The 18363-nt window shown below is 72.9% G+C and carries 14 protein-coding genes; 3 read left to right on the top strand and 11 right to left on the bottom strand.

The annotated features are described in order from the left end of the window. Nucleotides 1-47 precede the first annotated feature (47 nt). A complete protein-coding gene (locus tag ACGFZK_RS04750; protein WP_393847393.1) occupies nt 48-2063 on the top strand; it encodes an O-antigen ligase family protein in 2016 nt (671 codons plus the stop codon). Next, the gene (locus ACGFZK_RS04745) at nt 2009-2980 is read left to right on the top strand and encodes a glycosyltransferase (protein WP_393847392.1); all 972 of its coding nucleotides are present in this window, start codon (nt 2009-2011) and stop codon (nt 2978-2980) included. The genes ACGFZK_RS04750 and ACGFZK_RS04745 overlap by 55 nt, the downstream gene beginning before the upstream one ends. Here the strand turns inward: ACGFZK_RS04745 and ACGFZK_RS04740 are convergent, their stop codons facing one another. The 9 genes from ACGFZK_RS04740 to ACGFZK_RS04700 all read right to left on the bottom strand — a co-directional run bounded on the left by ACGFZK_RS04740 (nt 2981) and on the right by ACGFZK_RS04700 (nt 12486). Beyond that, a complete protein-coding gene (locus ACGFZK_RS04740; RefSeq protein WP_393847391.1) occupies nt 2981-3790 on the bottom strand; it encodes a glycosyltransferase family A protein in 810 nt (269 codons plus the stop codon). A gap of 22 nt (nt 3791-3812) precedes the next feature. Continuing rightward, complete coding sequence (locus ACGFZK_RS04735; RefSeq protein WP_393847390.1) at nt 3813-4877, bottom strand: hypothetical protein; 1065 nt, start codon at nt 4875-4877, stop codon at nt 3813-3815. 6 nt (nt 4878-4883) lie between these two features. Then, on the bottom strand, nt 4884-6335 hold the full coding sequence (locus ACGFZK_RS04730) for an oligosaccharide flippase family protein (protein WP_393847389.1): 1452 nt from the start codon (nt 6333-6335) through the stop codon (nt 4884-4886). After that, entirely contained in the window at nt 6332-7090 is a 759-nt protein-coding gene (locus ACGFZK_RS04725; RefSeq protein WP_393847388.1) for a chain length determinant protein, read from the bottom strand. Before ACGFZK_RS04725 ends, ACGFZK_RS04730 begins: the two co-directional genes overlap by 4 nt. Nucleotides 7091-7112: 22 nt before the next feature. Next, nucleotides 7113-8255 carry a non-hydrolyzing UDP-N-acetylglucosamine 2-epimerase gene (gene wecB, locus ACGFZK_RS04720; RefSeq protein WP_393847387.1) on the bottom strand — a complete coding sequence of 381 codons (1143 nt, stop codon included), beginning with the start codon at nt 8253-8255 and terminating at the stop codon, nt 7113-7115. Nucleotides 8256-8259: 4 nt separating this feature from the next. Then, a complete protein-coding gene (locus tag ACGFZK_RS04715; protein ID WP_393847386.1) occupies nt 8260-9516 on the bottom strand; it encodes a nucleotide sugar dehydrogenase in 1257 nt (418 codons plus the stop codon). Next, complete coding sequence (locus ACGFZK_RS04710) at nt 9516-10286, bottom strand: WecB/TagA/CpsF family glycosyltransferase (RefSeq protein WP_393847385.1); 771 nt, start codon at nt 10284-10286, stop codon at nt 9516-9518. The genes ACGFZK_RS04715 and ACGFZK_RS04710 overlap by 1 nt, the downstream gene beginning before the upstream one ends. Further along, on the bottom strand, nt 10283-11452 hold the full coding sequence (locus tag ACGFZK_RS04705) for a hypothetical protein (RefSeq protein ID WP_393847384.1): 1170 nt from the start codon (nt 11450-11452) through the stop codon (nt 10283-10285). Before ACGFZK_RS04705 ends, ACGFZK_RS04710 begins: the two co-directional genes overlap by 4 nt. A gap of 434 nt (nt 11453-11886) precedes the next feature. Continuing rightward, entirely contained in the window at nt 11887-12486 is a 600-nt protein-coding gene (locus tag ACGFZK_RS04700; RefSeq protein WP_393847383.1) for a DapH/DapD/GlmU-related protein, read from the bottom strand. Nucleotides 12487-12801: 315 nt separating this feature from the next. On the opposite strand from ACGFZK_RS04700, the gene ACGFZK_RS04695 reads away from it, so the two are divergent. Beyond that, the gene (locus tag ACGFZK_RS04695; protein ID WP_393847382.1) at nt 12802-13689 is read left to right on the top strand and encodes an ion transporter; all 888 of its coding nucleotides are present in this window, start codon (nt 12802-12804) and stop codon (nt 13687-13689) included. 22 nt (nt 13690-13711) lie between these two features. Here the strand turns inward: ACGFZK_RS04695 and ACGFZK_RS04690 are convergent, their stop codons facing one another. After that, the gene (locus ACGFZK_RS04690; protein WP_393847381.1) at nt 13712-17275 is read right to left on the bottom strand and encodes an SAV_2336 N-terminal domain-related protein; all 3564 of its coding nucleotides are present in this window, start codon (nt 17273-17275) and stop codon (nt 13712-13714) included. Beyond that, on the bottom strand, nt 17272-18339 hold the full coding sequence (locus ACGFZK_RS04685) for an AAA family ATPase (RefSeq protein WP_393847380.1): 1068 nt from the start codon (nt 18337-18339) through the stop codon (nt 17272-17274). The genes ACGFZK_RS04690 and ACGFZK_RS04685 overlap by 4 nt, the downstream gene beginning before the upstream one ends. Between the last annotated feature and the right edge of the window lie 24 nt (nt 18340-18363).

Below are 18363 nucleotides of genomic sequence, written 5' to 3'. Positions count from 1 at the left end.
GACATGGGTAGGCCCGCCATCAATTGCGGGTCTCCCGGGGGGTGTTCATGAGCATCGGTGAGATCGTCGCGGTGCTCCGGCGGCGCTGGTACGTGATGGTGCCGCTGACGCTGATCAGCCTGCTGGCGGGGGCCCACCTGTACCGTTCGGTGCCGGTGGCGTACCAGTCGCAGAGCTCGGTGGCGCTGCTCGACTCCTCGGCGGTGGCCGAACTGGCCCCCGCCTTCGGCAATCCCATCTCGAACGCCGGCGGTTCGCTGGTGGTCACCGCAGACGTGCTGATCAGGACGCTGTCAGGGACGGACGCGGCGCGGGACCTCCAGGGCATCGGGGTGACCGACCCCTACACGGTCGGGTTCGCCGCGAACACCTCGGGGCCGATGCTCACGCTGGCCGTCACCGGGACCGACCGGGACAAGGTGCTGGAGGAGACCAACAAGCTGACGGCCTTCGCCGGGGAGACGCTCAACGCGCTCCAGGCCGCGGCCAAGGTCAAGCCCGCGTACATGGTGCAGACGGCCCCCGTGGTGCTGCCGCAGACCCCGGTGCCGCAGATGAAGAGCCGCTACCAGCAGGTGCTGGGCGTCGTCATCCTGGGCACCACGGCCGCCTTCACCTTCTCCTTCCTGACGGACAGCCTGCTGGCGGCGGTCCGCCGCCGGCGCGCCGCCTCGGCCGCCCCGGCCCGCGGGCGCGGCCGCCGCAAGCCGTGGGGGCGGCAGCTGGACGCGACCGCCCTGCTGAGCTGCTATCTGGCCCTGGCCTTCTTCATCCCCTCGAACCTGACCCTGCCCGGGATGGGCGGGGTGGGCACCCCGGCCAACGTGTTCGCGCTCCTGTGCCTGTTCTGGTATTTGGCGACCTGGGTCACCGGCCGGATCCGGCCGGCCCCCGGTACCCGGCTGCCGCGGGTGGTGATGTGCCTGCTGGCCTTCTCCGTGCTGGGCTCGTACCTCGCGAACGCGATGCGCGGCAGCTCGCACAAGGAGGTCCTCGCGGCGGACCGCGGGCTGATCGGGCTGCTCGTCTGGGTGTCCCTGGTGGTGCTGATCTCCGCCGGGGTCCAGGACCGTGCCCGCCTGGACGTACTGATGCGCCGGGCCGTGGTGATGGGGTCCGTGGTGGCCGCCATCGGCTACTACGACTTCTTCACCGCGACGAACATCGCCGACAGCATCAGCATCCCGGGCCTGAAGTCCAGCGTCGCCCAGATCACCACCCTGGACCGGGGCTCCTTCACCCGGCCGCGGTCCACCACCGCGCAGCCCCTGGAGTTCGGCGGGATGCTCGCCGTCATGCTGCCCTTCGCCGTGCAGCAGGCCTTCGATCCGGTACGGCGGCACCTGCGCGCCTGGCGGCGCTGGGGTCCGGTGGTGCTGATGGGCGGCGCCCTGCCGCTGACGGTGTCGCGGACGTCCATCATCGGGGCGCTCATCGTGGTCCTGGTGATGGTGCTGCGCTGGAAGCCGGAGCGGCGGTGGGCCGCGATCGGCTTGCTGATGGGGTCGGTTGCCTGCTTCAAGGTGATCATCCCCGGGCTGATCGGCACCATCACGGCGCTCTTCGCCTCGTTCGTGACGAACTCCGACAGCAGCACCCAGGCCCGTACCGTCAAGTACAGCGCGATCGTCCCCTACCTCACCGAACGGCCGCTGTTCGGGCGGGGCTTCGGTACCTTCCTGCCCGAGCTGTTCTTCTTCACCGACAACCAGTACATGCTCACCCTGGCGGAGATGGGCCTCGTGGGGCTGCTCGCGCTCCTGGTCCTCCTGTTCACCGGGATCCACCAGGGCGGTGCCATCCGCAGGCTGGCCCGCACCGAGTCCGACCGGGAGCTGGGGCAGGCCTTCTTCGCCTCGGCCCTGGTCTCCCTCGTCATCGCCGCCACCTTCGACGCCCTCAGCTTCCCGATGTTCGCCGGGGTGTTCTTCCTGACGATCGCCGCCGGAGGCAGCTACCTCGGGTTCGTCCGGCGCGCGGCGCCGGAGCCCGCAACCGTGGAGTCCCCATGCAGTCCAGCCATCCCGCCGCCCGCCGACCGGATCCGGGTGCCGGCCCCGTAGCGGTCCTCGTCGTCACCTGGAACAGCGCCCCGGTGCTGCCGGAGTTCCTCGCCTCGCTGCCCGAGGGCATGGCCGGGCTCGACTGGCGCCTGGTCGTCGCCGACAACGACTCGGCGGACGGCACCGTGGACCTGATCCGCTCGCTGGCCCCGGACGCGACGGTCGTCCGGACCGGCCGCAACGCCGGTTACGCGGCCGGGGTGAACGCCGCCCTGGCCGCCGCCGCCGTGTGGGAGGGCGGCTTCCGGGCCGCCCTGGTCTGCAATCCGGACGTCCGGATGCGGCAGGGATGCGCCAAGGTGCTCGTGGACGCGCTCGGCACCGCCGCGCCCGGCGGCGGCCGCGTCGGGATCAGCGTCCCGCTGCTGTACGAGGAGGACGGCCGTACCCTCCTGCTCTCGCTGCGCCGCGAGTCGCGCGTGACCCGGGCGCTCGGCGAGGCGGTGCTGGGCAACCGCCGGGCCGGGCGGTTCCCGCGGTGGAGCGAGCTGGTCACCGATCCGGCCGCGTACGAGCGGGCGACGGTCGCGGACTGGGCCACCGGCGCGCTGATGGCGCTGTCCGGGCAGTGCCTGGAGGCGTGCGGGGCCTGGGACGAGTCCTTCTTCCTGTACTCGGAGGAGACCGAGTACTGCCTGCGGGCCCGTGACCTCGGCTTCGTCACCCGGCTGGAGCCCGCGGCCGCGGCCACGCACCTGGGCGGCGACTCGCAGGTGTCGCCGCGGCTGTGGACCCTGCTGACGCTCAACCGGGTCCGGCTCTACGGGCGCCGGCACGGGCCCGCGGCGACCGCCGCGTTCCGCGCGGCCGTCCTGCTGCGGGAGGCCTCCCGCGCGGCGCTCGGCCGGCCCGCCAGCCGGGCCGCCGCGCGCGCCCTGGCCAGCCCGTCCGCGCTGCGGGCCACGCCCGGCCCCTGATCAGTCGCGGGGCGCCGGCCCGTCCCAGGCGGTGTAGAAGCTCTCCGGGTTGACCAGGTAGCGGACGGTCGCCCGGGGCAGGTGGCGCACCCGGTGGCGGCGGCCGTAGCGGCGGACGAGTTCCCAGTCCTCGCGGGGCAGCACCTCGGGGGTGCGGCGCAACCGGCTGAAGTACAGGGACCGGTTGCGCCGCGCCACGAAGGCATTGGTGTCGAGGAAGGCTTCGTGGGCGGCCCGGCGGCGGTCGAAGGGCACCGACAGGACGTCCCGGTCCGTGCCGTCGGGCAGCACCCTGCGCAGCGCGGTGTAGACGGCGTCGGGCCCGCCGGGTGCCTCCAGCACGGCCAGGGCCTGCTCCAGGTGGTCGGGCTCCCACAGGTTGTCGTCGTCCAGGAAGGCCACGTAGCGCGATCGGGTCAGCCGGATGCCGACGTTGCGCACGACGCCGGCGGTCGCGGTGTTGCGGGCCAGGGACACCGCGAACAGCCGCGGGTCGTCGGGCAGTTCGGGGAGTCCTGCGCCGTCGTCGACCACGATGACCACCTGGTCGCGCGCCGTCTGGTCCAGCGCGGAGCGGACGGCCGCGCGCAGTGCCCCGGGGCGCCGGTGGGTGGGGATGACGGTGGCGACCAGGGCGGCCGGTGGCTCGCCCAGGGCGGCGGCGAGCCGCCGGGTCTCGGCGTCCTCGAAGCGGCGCAGCCGCAGGGCGGAGGGGGCCAGCAGGACCTTGTTCCTGGCTTCGAAGAGCACCAGCCAGCCGAAGGTCCGCTTGAGCAGTTCCCAGGGGGCCCGCGCGATCCGGCGCATCATGTCCTGTCGGTCCTCTCGGTGGTCAGGGGGCGGGTGGGGGGTCGACGGGTCGGCCGTCGGACATGCGGTTGCCCTTCCACACGTTCCCGGCGCCGCCCGCGTTCCAGGCGGTGGCCGTCCCGTAGGCACCACTGGCCGGGTGGTACTGGGTGGAGAAGACGTTGTTCGTGACCTGGATGCCGGTGGCGCCCGGGCCGCCGCCGTAGAGGGCGTACGCTCCCCCGGCCAGCCAGTTGCCGTCGACGACGACGGAGGAGACCACTCCGGTGTCGGCGAACAGGCCCACGGCGGCGGTCGCTCCCCGGTCCACGGCGGTGGGGTTGAGCAGGGTGTTGCGGCGGACGGTCAGCCGGCCCTTGTTGCCGCCGCCGCTGATGACGGCGTCGGTGTGCTGCCATTCGCCGCCCTGGTTGCGGAAGGCGACGAGGTCGTGCACGTAGTTGTCGTGCAGGTCCCCCTGCCCCATGGACAGGGCGTTGCCGAACACGGAGATGTCGCACCAGCCGACCTCGATCGAGCTGCCGCCCATGTTCGAGACCGCGTAGTTCACCCCGCCGTTGTCGGGGCCCTTGCCCGGCACGGCGGTGATCGTGGTGTGCAGGACCTTCAGTCCGCTGAAGCCGGGGCGCAGGTTGATGCCCCACCAGTTGGTCGAGGTGATCCTGCTGTCGATGACCGTGACGTCGTTGGCGTAGATGTCGAGGGAACCGCGGATGTCCCAGCCCTTGATGACCGTGCCGTCCTTCTTGACGGACAGGTTCCCGGTGTCGTGCCGTTCCAGGTCGATCCGCGGGCCGGTGCTGTTCGCGTCGGGGAATCCGCAGGTGCCGGGCGAGGTGCAGGCGGGGGCGGGGGGCGGCGGTTCGCTCGCCCCTTGCGGGGCGGTCGGGGACGGCGGGCCGGAGGTGGCCGGCGAGGCCGGGGGTACGGGTGGTGGCGTGGCGGAGGGCGTGGCGCTCCCGGTGGCGCCGGGCGCCGCGGAGTGCTCGCCCGTGCCGGTGCGGTCGGCCTGGTAGAGGGTGAGGACGACGGCCAGGACCACTCCGGCGAGCAGCCATGCCGTGAGGCGCCTTCGGTGCTGTGTCACGGCTGCCTATCCCTTGAGCAGGGCCCGGCCGGGCAGGACGCACAGGACGTAGCACAGGGTGCCGGCCGCTCCGGTCGCCAGCAGCGCGAGCACGCTGTCGCCCAGGTACCGCTCCAGGAGGAGGAGTACGGCGGCCATCACCGCTCCGCCGAGGAACGGCCAGGCGCAGACCCGGGCGACGGCGCCCAGGCGGATGCCGCCGCGGTGCAGGGCGAGGAGGAAGACCGGGACCACGACGGCCCCGGCGACCAGGACGTGTCCCTGGGCCACCCCGACGATGCCGCCGGTGCCGGCGCCGATGACGAGCGCCGGGATCAGGACGATCAGCCAGAGTCCCTGGACGCCGATGAGCGAACGGCGCCGCCCGATGGCCACCAGGCAGTCGTAGGCGAGCTCGCAGCCGATGCGGACCAGGCCGAGCGCCATCAGCCAGGGCAGGGCCCGGGCGGCGGGCAGCCAGCGCTCGCCGTAGACGAGCTCCACGACGGGGGCGGCGAGTGCGGCCAGCAGGACGCAGATCGGCACGGTGCCCGCCATCACGACGCCGAGGGCGCGGCCGAATCCGGCGGCCAGCGCCTGCGGGGAGCCGGCCAGCCGGGAGAAGCCCGCGAAGGAGACGCGGCGGGCGGCCTCGGAGATGATGCGGACGGGCCAGCCGGAGATGTTGAAGGCGAGTACGTAGAAGCCCAGGGCCAGCGGGTCCAGGGCGGAACCGACCACCATGGTGTCCACGTTGACCACGCCGAGGGCGAGCATGCTGGCCCCGGCGAGCGGCAGCCCGAACCGGAGCAGCGCCCGGGCCTGCTCCCGGTCCCAGCCGAACCTCAGGGTGCCGGGGGCGGCGAGGCAGCAGCCGATGAGCGCGGCCACGTTGCCCACCACGGATCCCCAGGCGAAGCTCATCGCGCCCCAGCCCTGGACGGCGAGCAGCAGGGTCACGGCGGTGCTCAGGACGAAGTTGAGGCCGTCGACGGCCATCCTCCTGCCCTGCGCGAACTCCCGGGTGAGGAAGCCGGCGGGCACCTGGGACAGGCCGTCGAGGACCACGCACAGGCACATCACGCGCAGGACGCCGGAGGCCTCGGGCGAGCCGAGCACCCCGGCCACCGCGGGGGCGACCGCGAACAGCACGGCGTAGAGCAGACAGCTGGAGGCGGCGCTGAGGGTGAGGACGGTCGGGGCGAAGCGGCGTGGGTCGCCCTCCCAGCGCACGATCGCCAGGGAGACGCCCAGTTCGTTGGCGGAGAGGAGGACCAGCAGGACGGTCTGGGCGATCCCGTACACGCCCCAGGCCTCGGGCCCGAGGAAGAAACGGGCCAGGATGATGCCGGTCACGAAATTGCCGAGGCGCATGACCACGGTGTTGATCAGGCTCCACTTGGCCGCGGAGCCGACCTTGCGCCCCAGCGACGGCGCCGCCGGGGTGGTGCTCTCGGTGTCCGCCGCGGGGCCGGTCACGGTGACCCGGCCGTACGGGAGCCGGCCGCGCCGGAGCCGGCCGGGTGGGCGACGCTCATGCGCAGGGTGGCCGTGGGGTCGCCGGCGTCGCCGGCGGCCGGTTCACCTGCCTCGCCGTCCTCGCCGGGGGCGGGACGGTGCCTGCCGGGCGGGGACCGCCTCCGCCGGCGGGCCTCCGCGAAGAAGGTGGCCACCAGGCTGAGTACGAAACCCAGCACGCCCGCCATGACCAGGAACTGGAGCCTGGCCTTGGTCTGCGCCTCCGGCTTCTGGGGAGGCACGATCGTCGCCATCCGGATCATGGCGTCGGGGGTCACCGACTGCTGGTTCTGGAACTCCAGCAGCCGCTTCTCGGCGTAGGTGGTGAGGATCTCGTCCGACTTCAGCACGGCGGCCGGGTCGGTTCCGACGACGCTGAGCCACATGTAGGGGCCCAGCGCGTTGTCGGCGATCTTCGCCTCGTGGACTCCGGTGACGCCCAGGGCCTTGAGGTCGGCCTTGGAGTCGTCGGAGTTGAGGTTGCGGGCCAGGCCGTCGGCCATGCCGGTGAGCGAGGCCTGGGTGCTCAGGAAGGGGTTGCCGTCGAAGGCCACCGTGGCCTTCTTCGAGTTCAGCAGCGTCACCGTGCTCTGCGACCGGTACTCCACCGGGACCAGCAGGTACACGGCGGCGGTGAGCGCCGCCGTGATCAGCAGTCCGGGCAGCAGCACGTACCAGCGCCTGCGCATGACCCGCCAGATCTCCGCGAGATCCATGGTCTTCCCCTTCGAATTGCGGTTACAGCACGTGCTGTCGATCGGTGGCCGCCCCGCGCGCGACCAGGTCGGTCGGGCGCGGCCGGTTGTGCGCGGGCGGCCCGTCGAGCAGGACCGCGGCGATCCGCTCGCTCGCCCGGCCGTCCCAGAGCGCGGGGCAGCGCGGCGCGGGCGGATCGTCGAGGACCCGGTGCACGGTGGCCGTGATGCGCTCCGGGTCCGTGCCCGCCAGCGCGTTCGTGCCCTCCTCCACGGTGATGGGGCGTTCGGTGTTCTCCCGCAGGGTCACGCAGGGCACCCCGAGGGCGGTGGTCTCCTCCTGGATGCCACCGGAGTCGGTGAGCACCACGCGGGCGGAGTCCTGCAGGGCGATGAAGTCGAGGTACCCGGCGGCCGGCACCAGCCGGATGCCGCCGGGTACGCCCAGTTCGGCGAGCCGCTCGGCGGCCCGCGGGTGCACGGGCAGCAGCAGCGGACAGCGGTCGGCGATCTCGCCCAGGGCCTTCAGCAGGCCGCGCAGCGCCCCGGGGTCGTCCACGTTGGCCGGCCGGTGCAGGGTGACCAGGCCGTATCCGCCGCGGGTCAGCCCGTACCGGTCGAGGATGTCCGACTGCCGGGCCCGGTCCAGGTTGGCGAGGAGGGTGTCGATCATGACGTTGCCGACGACGTGGATCTGGTCGTCCCGGTATCCCTCCGCCCGCAGGTTCACTGCGGCGTCGGGTGAGGGCGCGAGCAGGTAGTCGCTGAGCCGGTCGGTGGCGACCCGGTTGACCTCCTCGGGCATGCTCCAGTCGCGGCTGCGCAGACCGGCCTCCACGTGGGCCAGCAGCGGGCCGGCCTTCGCGGTGACCAGGGCGCAGGCCAGGGTGGAGTTGATGTCGCCGACCACCACGACGGCGTCCGGGGCCAGTTCGTCGAGCAGCGGCTCGAAGGCGGCCATCACCCGGCCGGTCTGCTGGGCGTGGCTGCCGGATCCGGCGCCCAGGTACCGGTCGGGCGGCCGGATGCCGAGGTCGCGGAAGAAGACGTCGTTCATGGACTCGTCGTAGTGCTGTCCGGTGTGGACGAGGATCACCTCGGCGCCGCGGCGCTCCAGTGCGTCCATCACCGGTTTGATCTTCATGTAGTTGGGCCGGGCACCGGCCACGCAGACGATCCTGGTCATGGGGTCAGAGCACCTCCACCGTGGGTCCGGAGACCCGGTTGCGGCAGTCGAGGACGAAGGAGGCGTGCTCGGTGACCATCTCGTAGTCGAAGGAGTCGTGGTCGGTGAGCAGGACCACCACGTCGGCGGCCGCCAGCTCCTTGCGGGTCGGCTCGACCCGTACGAGGCGGGCGTCGACCTTGATGCTCTCCACCACGTGGGGGTCGGCCGCGCGGACCTTGGCCCCCATGTCGAGGAGCAGCTGCGCGATGCGGACGGCGGGCGACTCCCGGGCGTCGCCGGTGTTCTTCTTGTACGCGAGCCCCAGCAGCAGGACCTTGGAGCCGTTGACCGAGCGGCGCTTGGCGTTGAGCGCGTCGATCACGCGGCGCGTCACGTACTCGGGCATGTGGTTGTTGATGTCGTTGGCGAGTTCGACGAAGCGGAAGTTCTGGCCGAGCTCGCGCTGCACCCGCCAGTTGAGGTACGAGGGGTCGATCGGCAGGCAGTGGCCGCCGACGCCGGGGCCGGGGGTGAACTTCATGAAGCCGAAGGGCTTGCTGGACGCGGCTTCGATGGCCTGCCAGACGTCGATGTCGAGATGGCGGGCGAACATCGCGATCTCGTTGACGAGGGCGATGTTCACGTGCCGGAAGGTGTTCTCCAGCAGTTTGGCCAGTTCGGCCTCCTTGGGGGAACGCACCGGCACGATGGTGTCGACGAGTTCCCCGTAGAAGGCCTCGACGGCCTTCAGGGAGCGGGCGTCGACGCCGGAGACCACCTTGGGGGTCTGCTGGAAGCCCCAGACGGTGTTGCCGGGGTCGATGCGCTCGGGGCTGTAGCCGAGGTGGAAGTCCTCGCCCGCGGTGAGCCCGGAGCCGTCCTCCAGGATGGGCGCGAACAGTTCCTCGGTGGTGCCCGGGTAGGTGGTGGACTCCAGGATGACGGTCGCACCCGGGCGCAGGAAGCGGGCCAGGGTGTGCGCCGACTCCTCGATGTAGCGCAGGTCGGGGGCTCCGTCCTGTAAAGGTGTCGGGACGGTGACGACGGCGACGTCGAAGCCGCCGCAGTCCCGGGCCAGTTCACTGGCGCGGTAGGTGCCGCGCGCCAGTGCGCGGGCCAGCCGTTCGGAGGAGACGTCCTCCACGTACGACTCCCCGGCGGCGAGGCTCTTGACCCGCCGGGTGTCCACGTCGTACCCGATCACCTGGTGTCCGACCTCGGCGGCCCGGATGGCCAGCGGCAGTCCGACGTATCCCTGTCCCACGACGACGACGCGCATCAGCAACTCCTGTTCGCGGAACCGGCAGACGGTGTGCGGTGGATGAGTTCCCGGACCGTCATGAGGAGAAAGGCAGCGTTGGTGGTGAGGTAGCGCCTGCCGAGACGGCGCGGCTCCTGGAGGGTGCGGTAGAACCATTCGAGGCCCATCCGCTGCCAGACCAGGGGAGCTCGCTTGGTGATGCCGGCGAGGATGTCGAAGGAGCCACCGACGCCGTGGACGACGTGGGCGCCCGTGCGCTTGCCGTAGCCGGCGGTGAAGATCTCCTTCTTGGGCGAGGTCATGCCGAGGAACAGCAGCCGTGCGTGGCTGCCGGCGATGGCATCGGCGATCGCCTCCTGGTCGGAATCGCCGAAGTAGCCGTTGCGGCTGCCGGCCACCCGCAGCTTCGGGAAGCGTTCGGAGATCTGCCCGAGCATCATCTCCAGGACGTCCTCCTGGGCGCCGAGCAGGTAGACGGGGATGTCCGCCACCTCGGCGGCGGCGAGCAGCCGCATGAACAGGTCGATGCCCGCGACCCGTTCGGGCAGCCGGACGCCCAGCACCCGGCCGGCCCAGACGACGGCCTGGCCGTCGGCCAGGACGAGGTCGCAGCCGGCGACCGCCTCCGCGAGGAGGGGGTCGCGCCGCATGTTGACCAGCTTGGCGGCGTTGACCATGCCGATCTCGATCTGCTCGCCGCGGCGCACCGCGTCGAGGCAGCGCTGCACGGTCTCGTCCATGGTCAGCGGGTCGAGGGGGACCCCGAAGAGGGTCTGTCGTCGCGTCATCTCCGGGGACCCCCGAGCCAGGCGAACAGCATCCAGCCGAACTCGTACGGGCGGCACTCGCGGTCCACCGCGCCGGGCCGGAAGATCCGGTCGAGCGGTGCGAGCCGCGCGTGTGGTGCCACCCGGGTGGTGAGCCCGCGGGCGGCCCGGACGGCCTTCTTCGGATCGCCGCGGTGGACCTTGCGCCAGGTGACGCCGAAGTCCTCGCGGATCATCGGCTCGCGCGGGGTCCCGGCGGGCCCGGCGAGTTCGGGCACGTCGGTCATCCAGCGCAGGCCGCGGCGGATCGCCGCGCCGAAGTCCGTACCGCCCGCCTCGGCCAGGTCGAACAGGGCGGTCGGGGCCATCGCGTGCTGGTGCACGCTGTAGACCGGGTAGCCCTCCACCACGCCGCCCGCGCGGGCGTCGTAGTGCCACCACCACTGCCCGCCGTCGCCCTGCAGCTCGCAGATGCGGGCGGCGCAGGCGTCGGCGGCCGCGAGGGCCTCCGGGTCGCCGCCGCTCGCGTGCAGCCGGGCGAGGGCCTGCAGCGGATAGGTCTGGTCGGCGAAACAGGCCACGTGGGACCGGTAGCCGGGGACCAGCCCGGGACCGGTGGCGTGCGGGAAGAGCGGGCTGTCGCCGGCCCTTGCCGCCAGCAGTCGCTTCCGGGCCACCTTGAGGCGGTCCTCCACGTCCACCACGGCGCGCGCGGCGGTGAGGGCGGAGAGCGCCCAGGCCGCCTCGACCGTGTACTGCGGGCGCCCGGGCAGGTCCAGCGAGGCCACCCGGTCGAGTGCGTCGGCCAGTTTGGGGTGGCCGGTCTCGGCGGCGGCCCAGGCGACGAGCGCCGCGTCGCCGAGGTTCACCACCCCCGGCAGCCGCTCCACCAGCACGCCCGTGAACTCCTCGGCGGAGCGTCCGCCGAAGAGCGCGCGCTGCCGGTCCTCGGGCAGGAACCGGGCCCCCAGTGCCGTGATCGCCGCGTACCGGGTGCTCGTTCCCCGCTGTTCCAGGCCGCGGGTGCCGTCGGGTGAGACGACCCCCGCCCTGGTGAACACGAAGGTCTCGGCGTCCGGCAGGTACATCGCGGGAAGCCCCGCCTCGGCCAGCGCGAGCAGCCGCTCGGCGAGGGCGTGCAGCGACGGATCCTCCTGGGCCAGTGCCTCTAATCGTGTGGTGTTCATCGGGTCCCCACCCCGACTCCCCTGGTGCTCCCCGCACCCCGTATGTCCGAGCTGTACGGCTCCAACACACCTACCCCCTCTGATCGTTCTCCTCGGACGGACCTGGCGGTCGTCACTCCGTGGAGGGGGACTGCGCATGACGGCGTCCGCGCCCGCGGCGATGTCACGCCGCAGGCACGAACCGTCCGGAGGCTGCCGTCTGGATCCCCCCAGCGATGCCTCGGACCGGGACACGCGTGAACGGCAGTGTCAGCGGGCGCGGCGAAGCCACGCCGGCCACGGCACTGCCCTCGGTGCCCTCGTCGTACACAACCCCCCACTGAACATGGCCTGTTGCCTGCTCAGATCCCGTGTGCAGGGACACGTTATGCCCGCGGATGTTCGTTGATTGTGGTTTTGAGGAAATGCCGGTGCCCTGGATTGCCGACATTCCGTCAGGTTCGCTCGATGAGCGTGCCGTCCTTCTCCTCGTGCAGCGCTCCGGTGCGCGGGCACTCCCAGGTGCCCGGCTCGCCCTCGCGCTCCACCAGGCGGACCCCGGCCCGGCCCACCCAGCCGATCCGCCGGGCCGGTACGCCCGCGACGAGCGCGAAGTCCGGTACGTCCTTGGACACCACGGCCCCGGCCGCGACGAGCGCCCAGCGCCCGACGCGCACCCCGGCCACGCACACCGAACGGGCCCCGAGAGAGGCCCCCTCGGCGACCACGACACCGGCGGCCTCCCAGTCGCCGTCGCGCTTGATCCGGCCCTCGGGGTCGACCGCACGCGGGTAGAAGTCGTTGGTGAGCACCGCCGCGGGGCCGATGAAGACCCCGTCGCCGAGCTCCGCGGGCTCGTAGACGAGCGCGTAGTTCTGCAGCTTCACGTGGTTGCCGATCCGTACGCCGGGCCCTACGTACGCCCCGCGCCCCACGATGCACCCGCGGCCGAGCCGGGCGTCCTCACGGATCTGCGCCAGATCCCAGATCGTGGTTCCCTCACCGAGTTCGGCGCTCTCGTCGACCTGGGAGGAGGGTTGAATTCGGACACTCACGGCGCGGTCCCCTTACGGCTGCGAGGCGTGCGGAAGCACACATGCACGGTGTACGGATGTACGGAGTGCGGATGTACGGAGTGCGGATGTACGAGGCGAGCATATGCGCCGACGGCCCACCCCACCCGAGGATCACCCGACTGTTCACGCAACGCACGTGAGCGATGCCGCCCGCCGTGGTGGCCGGACTCGGACCTACCCGGGGCGGTTCGGCGCATTGACGGGCAGAAAGGGGTGAAACCCGATCGCCCGTGGGGCGTTAGAAGGCTGGGCCGCCGTTTCGCCCGCGGCTCAGACGCGAGTACGAGGAGCACGATGACAGACCCGAAGCCGGCCGGACGTGGCCGGATGAAGCTGGCAGCCCGATGCCGGGTGGCCACGGAGGCCCCCGCCTTCGGGATGGTCGTCTTCTGCGCGATCCTCTTCAACGCCGCGTTGATGGGGGTGGAGACGTACAGCGGGCTCGCCACGGAGTACAGGCTCGTACTGCAGGGCGCGGAGAACTGCTGCCTGGCCCTGTTCACCCTGGAGATGCTGCTGCGCGTGGGCGCGTGCGCCGACCGGCCGAAAGCATTCTTCCGCGATCCGTGGAACCTCTTCGACCTCGCGGTCGTGGCCTCCGCCTTCATCCCGCTCGTCCGCGAGAACACCACCCTGCTGCGGTTGTTGCGCCTCGCCCGGGTCCTGCGCACGGCCCGCTTCCTGCCGCACCTGCGCATCCTGCTGGTCGCCGTCGGCCGCAGCCTGCCGGGTACCGCCAGCTTCCTGTTCGTCGGCGCGCTGGTGCTCTACGTGTACGCGATGGTCGGCTGGGTCTGCTTCGCGGAGTCCGACCCCGGGCACTACGGCTCGGTGGGCCGCGCCATGCTCACCCTCTTCCTGCTGACCACGCTCGACGGCCTGACCGACGCGGTCCGCGCGGGACTGCAGATCTCCCGGCTGAGCATCATCTACTACGCCTCGTACGCGCTGCTCGCCTCCTTCGTGCTGGTGAACGTGCTCATCGGGGTCGTCCTCAACTCCCTCGACGAGGCACGCGAGATGGAGGACGAGGAGAAGCGCGCCCCGGCTCCGGGCACGGATCCCGACGTCAGGGCTCGGATCGCCACGGCCCGCCGGGCCCTGGACGAGATCGAGGCGAGCCTGCCCGTGGCCGAGGGGCTGCCGGAGCGGCAGCTGGAGGCCTCGCACAGCGGGTCCTGAGACCCCGGGCCCGGGCGGCCGGTCATCCCGGGTCGGTGGTGATCAGCTCGATGTTCCAGGTGCCGTCCGGGCCCTCCTCGACGTCCCATTGGCCCGGCATGTCGCTCGCGAAGTCAGGGACCGCCTCGAAGCGCACGCCGTCGAAACGGACCGTCCCGCGGAAGCCGGCCCTCCCGAAGTCCAGCGTCCCCTCGAACACGGCTCCGCTGCACATCAGCCCGCGGCGCCATGTCGTGGACGCGAAGGAGACGGGCCCGGCGAAGCCGGCCCCGCTCATCCCGGCCACGCCGCCGAAGGCCACCCCGGAGAAGTCCGCCGCCCCGGCCACCTGTACTGCGTACAGATCCGCGGAGGCCTCCAGCACGGCCCGGCCGAAGGAGACGTCCTCCAGGAAGACCGCCTCCTTGAACCCCGCCGATCCGCGAAAGCGTGTCCGGCGGAACGTTGCCGCACGATGGAACCGGGTCATCTCGAAGTCACCGGCGTTCTGGAACACCGCGCCGTCGAAGGACACCGGCCCGCCGAAGGTGGCTCCCGTGAAACGGGCCCGCCCCCCGAACACGGCCCGGACGAAGGTGGCCCGGCCCGGGAACTCGATGCCCGCCCGGTTCCAGTCGTCGACGAAGTAGGCCCGGTCGAAGGCCGCCGGTCCCACCCTGGCGGGGCCGCGGCCCCGGGGCTCCAGCGCCGTGAGCAGCCGTGGAAGCAGTCCGTGGTCGAAGGTGGTGCCCCGGAAGTCCACCGGCGCACCCGGCACCAGAGTGGCGAGGTGGTCCCGCTGCTCCTCGGCCCCCAGGTGCGCCAGGCACCGCTCGTACCCGGGCAGCCGGATCCCGATGCAGACCCACGGCTCGGCCTCCGAGGCCTCGAATCCACAGGTCGGCCAGTCGACGGCCACGTCCAGGAGCCGGTCGGCCTCCGCCAGTACCTGCCCGAGCGACTCGGCAACGGGTTCCGGGCCGAAGCACACCCAGCCCTCGTCCGCGGCGCCCAGCCGCTCCCGGGTGAGCCGGGCGGGAAAGCCGAACAGGCCTGCGAGATCCTCGTGCAGACGGTGGGAGACGGCGAGGGTGAGACCCCCCGAGGACGCCTTCCGGCGCAACAGTCCGAGGACTCCGGGACGCCGGACCAACCGGCTGGTCTCCTCGGTCCCGATCCCGACGGCCACGGCGAGGGACGGGTGCATGCCGTCCATACGCCGGTTTCCGTACCCCAGCATGACCGCGGGCAGCTGGGCCAGGAGCCTGCCCGCCTTGGCGTGGGCGCCCGGTGCGTCCAGTGCGAGGAGGAGCGGCGCGTCCGACTCGCCCCCGGTCAGGCGACCGGCGACCTCCGTCCGCGTCATGAGCTCGACCAGCATGTCCCGGGTCTCCGCGGTCGGCGAGCTCCCGATCGGGGTCGCGCCGTCGGCGCCGGGCAGCACCGCCAGGCACAGCGCACTCCCCGTCTCGCCGGCCGGCCCGGAACGCTCCAGCACCGCGCGGAAGCCCGGCTGTTCCATCAGGGCGTCGGCCAGCAGGAACACCAGGCGGTTGGGCCAGACCGTGTGGACGAAACCGATCAGCGCGCCGTTGCGGGAGACCGGGCCGCCGCGGTAGTGCGTCCAGTTCTCCGGCTCCGCGGAGAGCCGCACCACCTCGCCGTTGAGGTCCCCCTCGTACGGGACCACCTCACCCGTCAGCGAGGCCGGGTCCCCCTGGTCGGTGCGGCCGTCGATCCGGACCCGGGCCAGGTCGTGGTCCGCGGGCAGCCAGGGCAACGGATCCGCGCAGACGGCCGGATCCACCAGGTCCTCGTCGGCCTGGAGCAGCATCATCCGGGGCACGGCGTCGTCCCACCACACCGCGCGGCAGGGGATCTCCCGGTCGCCGGGCCGCACCCAGGCCACCGCGCCCGGCGCGAGCAGAGCGTCCCCGACCGTGACGACGAGGCGCGGCGTCAGCAGGGTGCCGACCTCCTGGGGCTCCGGCATCGTGTCGTAGCGGACCCGGACGACCCGGTCCGTCAGGCCCGGATCCCGCGGTGGCCGCGCCGCGAACGGCAGGGCCCCCTCGGGCACCCGGCGGCGGCCGTCCCGGCCCGTGGTGACCCGGGTCGCGGAGAAGTCCGGGCCGGTGCGCCGGTTGCGGGCCATGAACTCCCAGACGCGGCGCCGGACCAGCTCCCGTACGGCGGCCACGTCCCCGCGCAGCTGGGACCCGAGCAGGGCCTCCCGTACGCCGGGCAGGAACTCGAACTCGGCCTCCCCGGCGTCCTGTTCGGCCCCCCAGTCCTCGAAGAGCCCACCGAGGGCGACCTCGGCGAGGTGGCCGTGCTCCGAGTCGCGCAGCAGGGAGCGCCTGACCAGGGTCATGACCGGCAGGGTCAGCGGTACGGCGGCCAGGTGGGCGGCGAGCTGCTGGGCCGTCGGGGAGGCGTTCGCCCGGAAGTGTTCCACCACCTCCAGCGCGCTGCGGCCGCCCCCGGGGGCGGGCTCCTCCGGGCCGCTCGCGGCGCCCGGCTCGGCGTCGAGCCGCAGGCAGGCCAGCCGCCGCCACCGGCCGTCCCCGGAGACCACCCGCACCAGCCGGGCCAGGCTTCCGGAGGCGGCACCGACCACCGGGACGACGGCCGCGGCGGCGCGGCGGCGCCCGGCGCGGGCGCGGCGGGCGACCGGGATCCGCTGCCAGGAGCGGGTGGCGGCGGCCGGCCGGTCGGCGCGGACGGAGAAGGGGACGGGCCGGACGGCGCCGCGCGTCCAGAGCCGTTCGGGCAGGACGTTCAGGACGGCCACGGCGTTGTGCGCGCACCAGTGCCGGAGCATCCGCTGCACCGGCGCCTGACGCCAGCCGCCCGCCACGGTGTCGGAGAGTACGAGGATCAGCCGGCGGCCCGCCGGGTCGGCCAGTTCGAGGGGGTTGCGGGGCGGGCCGCCGTGGCCGCGGGTGACCATCGGGGTGGCTCCGGGTCCGGTGCCGGTCAGCTGCCAGGTGCGGACGTCGCGGAAGACCCCGCTGCGGGTCAGCACGCGGCGGAGCTCGTCCACGTGGTCCGACCAGAGCAGCATGGAGTGGTGGGTGTCGACGACCAGGGCCAGGTCCAGCCAGCGGCTCTCGGCGGGGCGCAGGACCGGGGTCGGCACCATCCGCTCGATGCTGCGTTCCACGGTGAGCTGCTCGTCCAGTTCCTCTCCCGGGCCGCCGATGGAGCGCCGGCCGACGGGCCGCAGGGCGCGCATCAGGGCGAGCGGGTCGTCGAGGGAGGCGGCCCGGGGCAGCCGCAGGGGTGAGCCCCGGCGTTCCGGTCCGCCGTCGGCCGGTTTGCCGCTCGGGTGGCGGCGGGCGGCGGGGAAGAGCTGGACGCCCGGCTCGCCGGAGGGCGGCGCGCCGTCCCCGGGAGCGGGCGGGGTCTCGGGTGACGGGGGGTCGGGGGGAGGTGGCTGCTGCCCCTGCGGGTCGGCTCCGGGCACCCCGGGCGGGCGGGCCCCGGCCGGGTCGACGCGGGCCGCCAGCCACAGGATGTCGGCGATCTCCTCGGCCCCGATACCGGCGTACGGGACGCTGTCGTCGGCGCCGTCGGCGAGGGCCGCGAGCAGCTTCTCGATCACGCCGTGGGCCCGGTCAGGTGCTGCATGACGGTGTCGAGGAAGCGGTCGCGGTCCGCGGGCGCGGACCAGGCGCCGGCGAGGCGGAGCTGGATGGCGTTGAGGAGCTGGTCGGTGGCCAGGTCCCCGTCCTCGCCACGGTCGAGGAAGGCCCGGACGAGGTCCTGGTACTCCGCACCGGATGCGATGTCGACGCCGAGCCGGCGGCGCACGATGCGGGCGAGCTTGTCCGGGCCGGGCGGCTCCAGGTGGAGGCGGACGCAGCGGCGCAGGAAGGCGGGCGGGAAGTCGCGTTCGCCGTTGCTGGTGAGGACGACGACGGGGAAGTAGCGGCACTGGACGCGGCCCTGGGTGATCCGCGCGACCGCGTCGGGGTCGTCGTCGGTGCCGATGGCGACGGTGGGGTCCTCCTGGGCGAGGCGGGCGAGTTCGGGGATGAGGAAGCCGCCGTCCTCGAAGACGGTGAGGAGGTCGCCGGGGAGGTCGATGTCGCTCTTGTCGATCTCGTCGACGAGCAGCACGCGGGGCCGGTCCTGCGGCAGCAGGGCGGTGCCGAGCGGTCCGAGGCGCAGATAGCGGGAGATCGAGGGGGCGGCGGGTACGCCGGCCCCCGGATCCGCGGGGACCGCCGCGGGCGGCATGCCCGGGGTGCGCAGCTGCTCCAGCCCGGCCTCCTGGAGGCGCCCGATGGCGTCGTACAGGTACAGGCCGTCCCGCAGTACGGTCCGGCTGGTGATCGGCCAGTGCAGTACGGGGCCCAGGTTCAGGTCGGAGGCGATGCTGTAGGCGAGCGTGGACTTGCCGACGCCCGGTTTCCCGGTGACCAGCAGCGGCCTGCGCAGGTGCAGGGCCGTGTTGACCACGTCCTTCTCCGGCTCGTCGGGCACGTATCCTTCGCCGCGCCGCCAGGTACGCTCCCAGGCCGCTCCCGCGCACCCGGCCGGCGCGTACCCCGGGTCTGGGACGCCGGTGAAGTCCCGCCAGGGTGGCGGGAGTCCGGCCTCCAGGCGGGCACGCCGGTCCGTGCCCTCGCCGGTCCCGTGGTACAGCCACCAGTCCTTCGCCACTGCCTCTGCCTCCCTCTTCGATTC

Origin of the sequence: Streptomyces sp. NPDC048257, assembly GCF_043201855.1 — a bacterium.
Taxonomy (GTDB): domain Bacteria; phylum Actinomycetota; class Actinomycetes; order Streptomycetales; family Streptomycetaceae; genus Streptomyces.
This window is presented reverse-complemented; position numbering and strand designations above follow the sequence as displayed.

Excerpts from the sequence above, each read along its gene's own strand:
- ACGFZK_RS04745 (WP_393847392.1), top strand. The coding sequence starts at position 2,009 with ATGCAGTCCAGCCATCCCGCCGCCCGCCGACCGGATCCGGGTGCCGGC.
- ACGFZK_RS04725 (WP_393847388.1), bottom strand. The coding sequence starts at position 7,090 with ATGGATCTCGCGGAGATCTGGCGGGTCATGCGCAGGCGCTGGTACGTG.
- ACGFZK_RS04710 (WP_393847385.1), bottom strand. The coding sequence starts at position 10,286 with ATGACGCGACGACAGACCCTCTTCGGGGTCCCCCTCGACCCGCTGACC.
- ACGFZK_RS04740 (WP_393847391.1), bottom strand. The coding sequence starts at position 3,790 with ATGATGCGCCGGATCGCGCGGGCCCCCTGGGAACTGCTCAAGCGGACC.
- ACGFZK_RS04750 (WP_393847393.1), top strand. The coding sequence starts at position 48 with ATGAGCATCGGTGAGATCGTCGCGGTGCTCCGGCGGCGCTGGTACGTG.
- ACGFZK_RS04705 (WP_393847384.1), bottom strand. The coding sequence starts at position 11,452 with ATGAACACCACACGATTAGAGGCACTGGCCCAGGAGGATCCGTCGCTG.
- ACGFZK_RS04695 (WP_393847382.1), top strand. The coding sequence starts at position 12,802 with ATGACAGACCCGAAGCCGGCCGGACGTGGCCGGATGAAGCTGGCAGCC.
- ACGFZK_RS04715 (WP_393847386.1), bottom strand. The coding sequence starts at position 9,516 with ATGCGCGTCGTCGTCGTGGGACAGGGATACGTCGGACTGCCGCTGGCC.
- wecB (WP_393847387.1), bottom strand. The coding sequence starts at position 8,255 with ATGACCAGGATCGTCTGCGTGGCCGGTGCCCGGCCCAACTACATGAAG.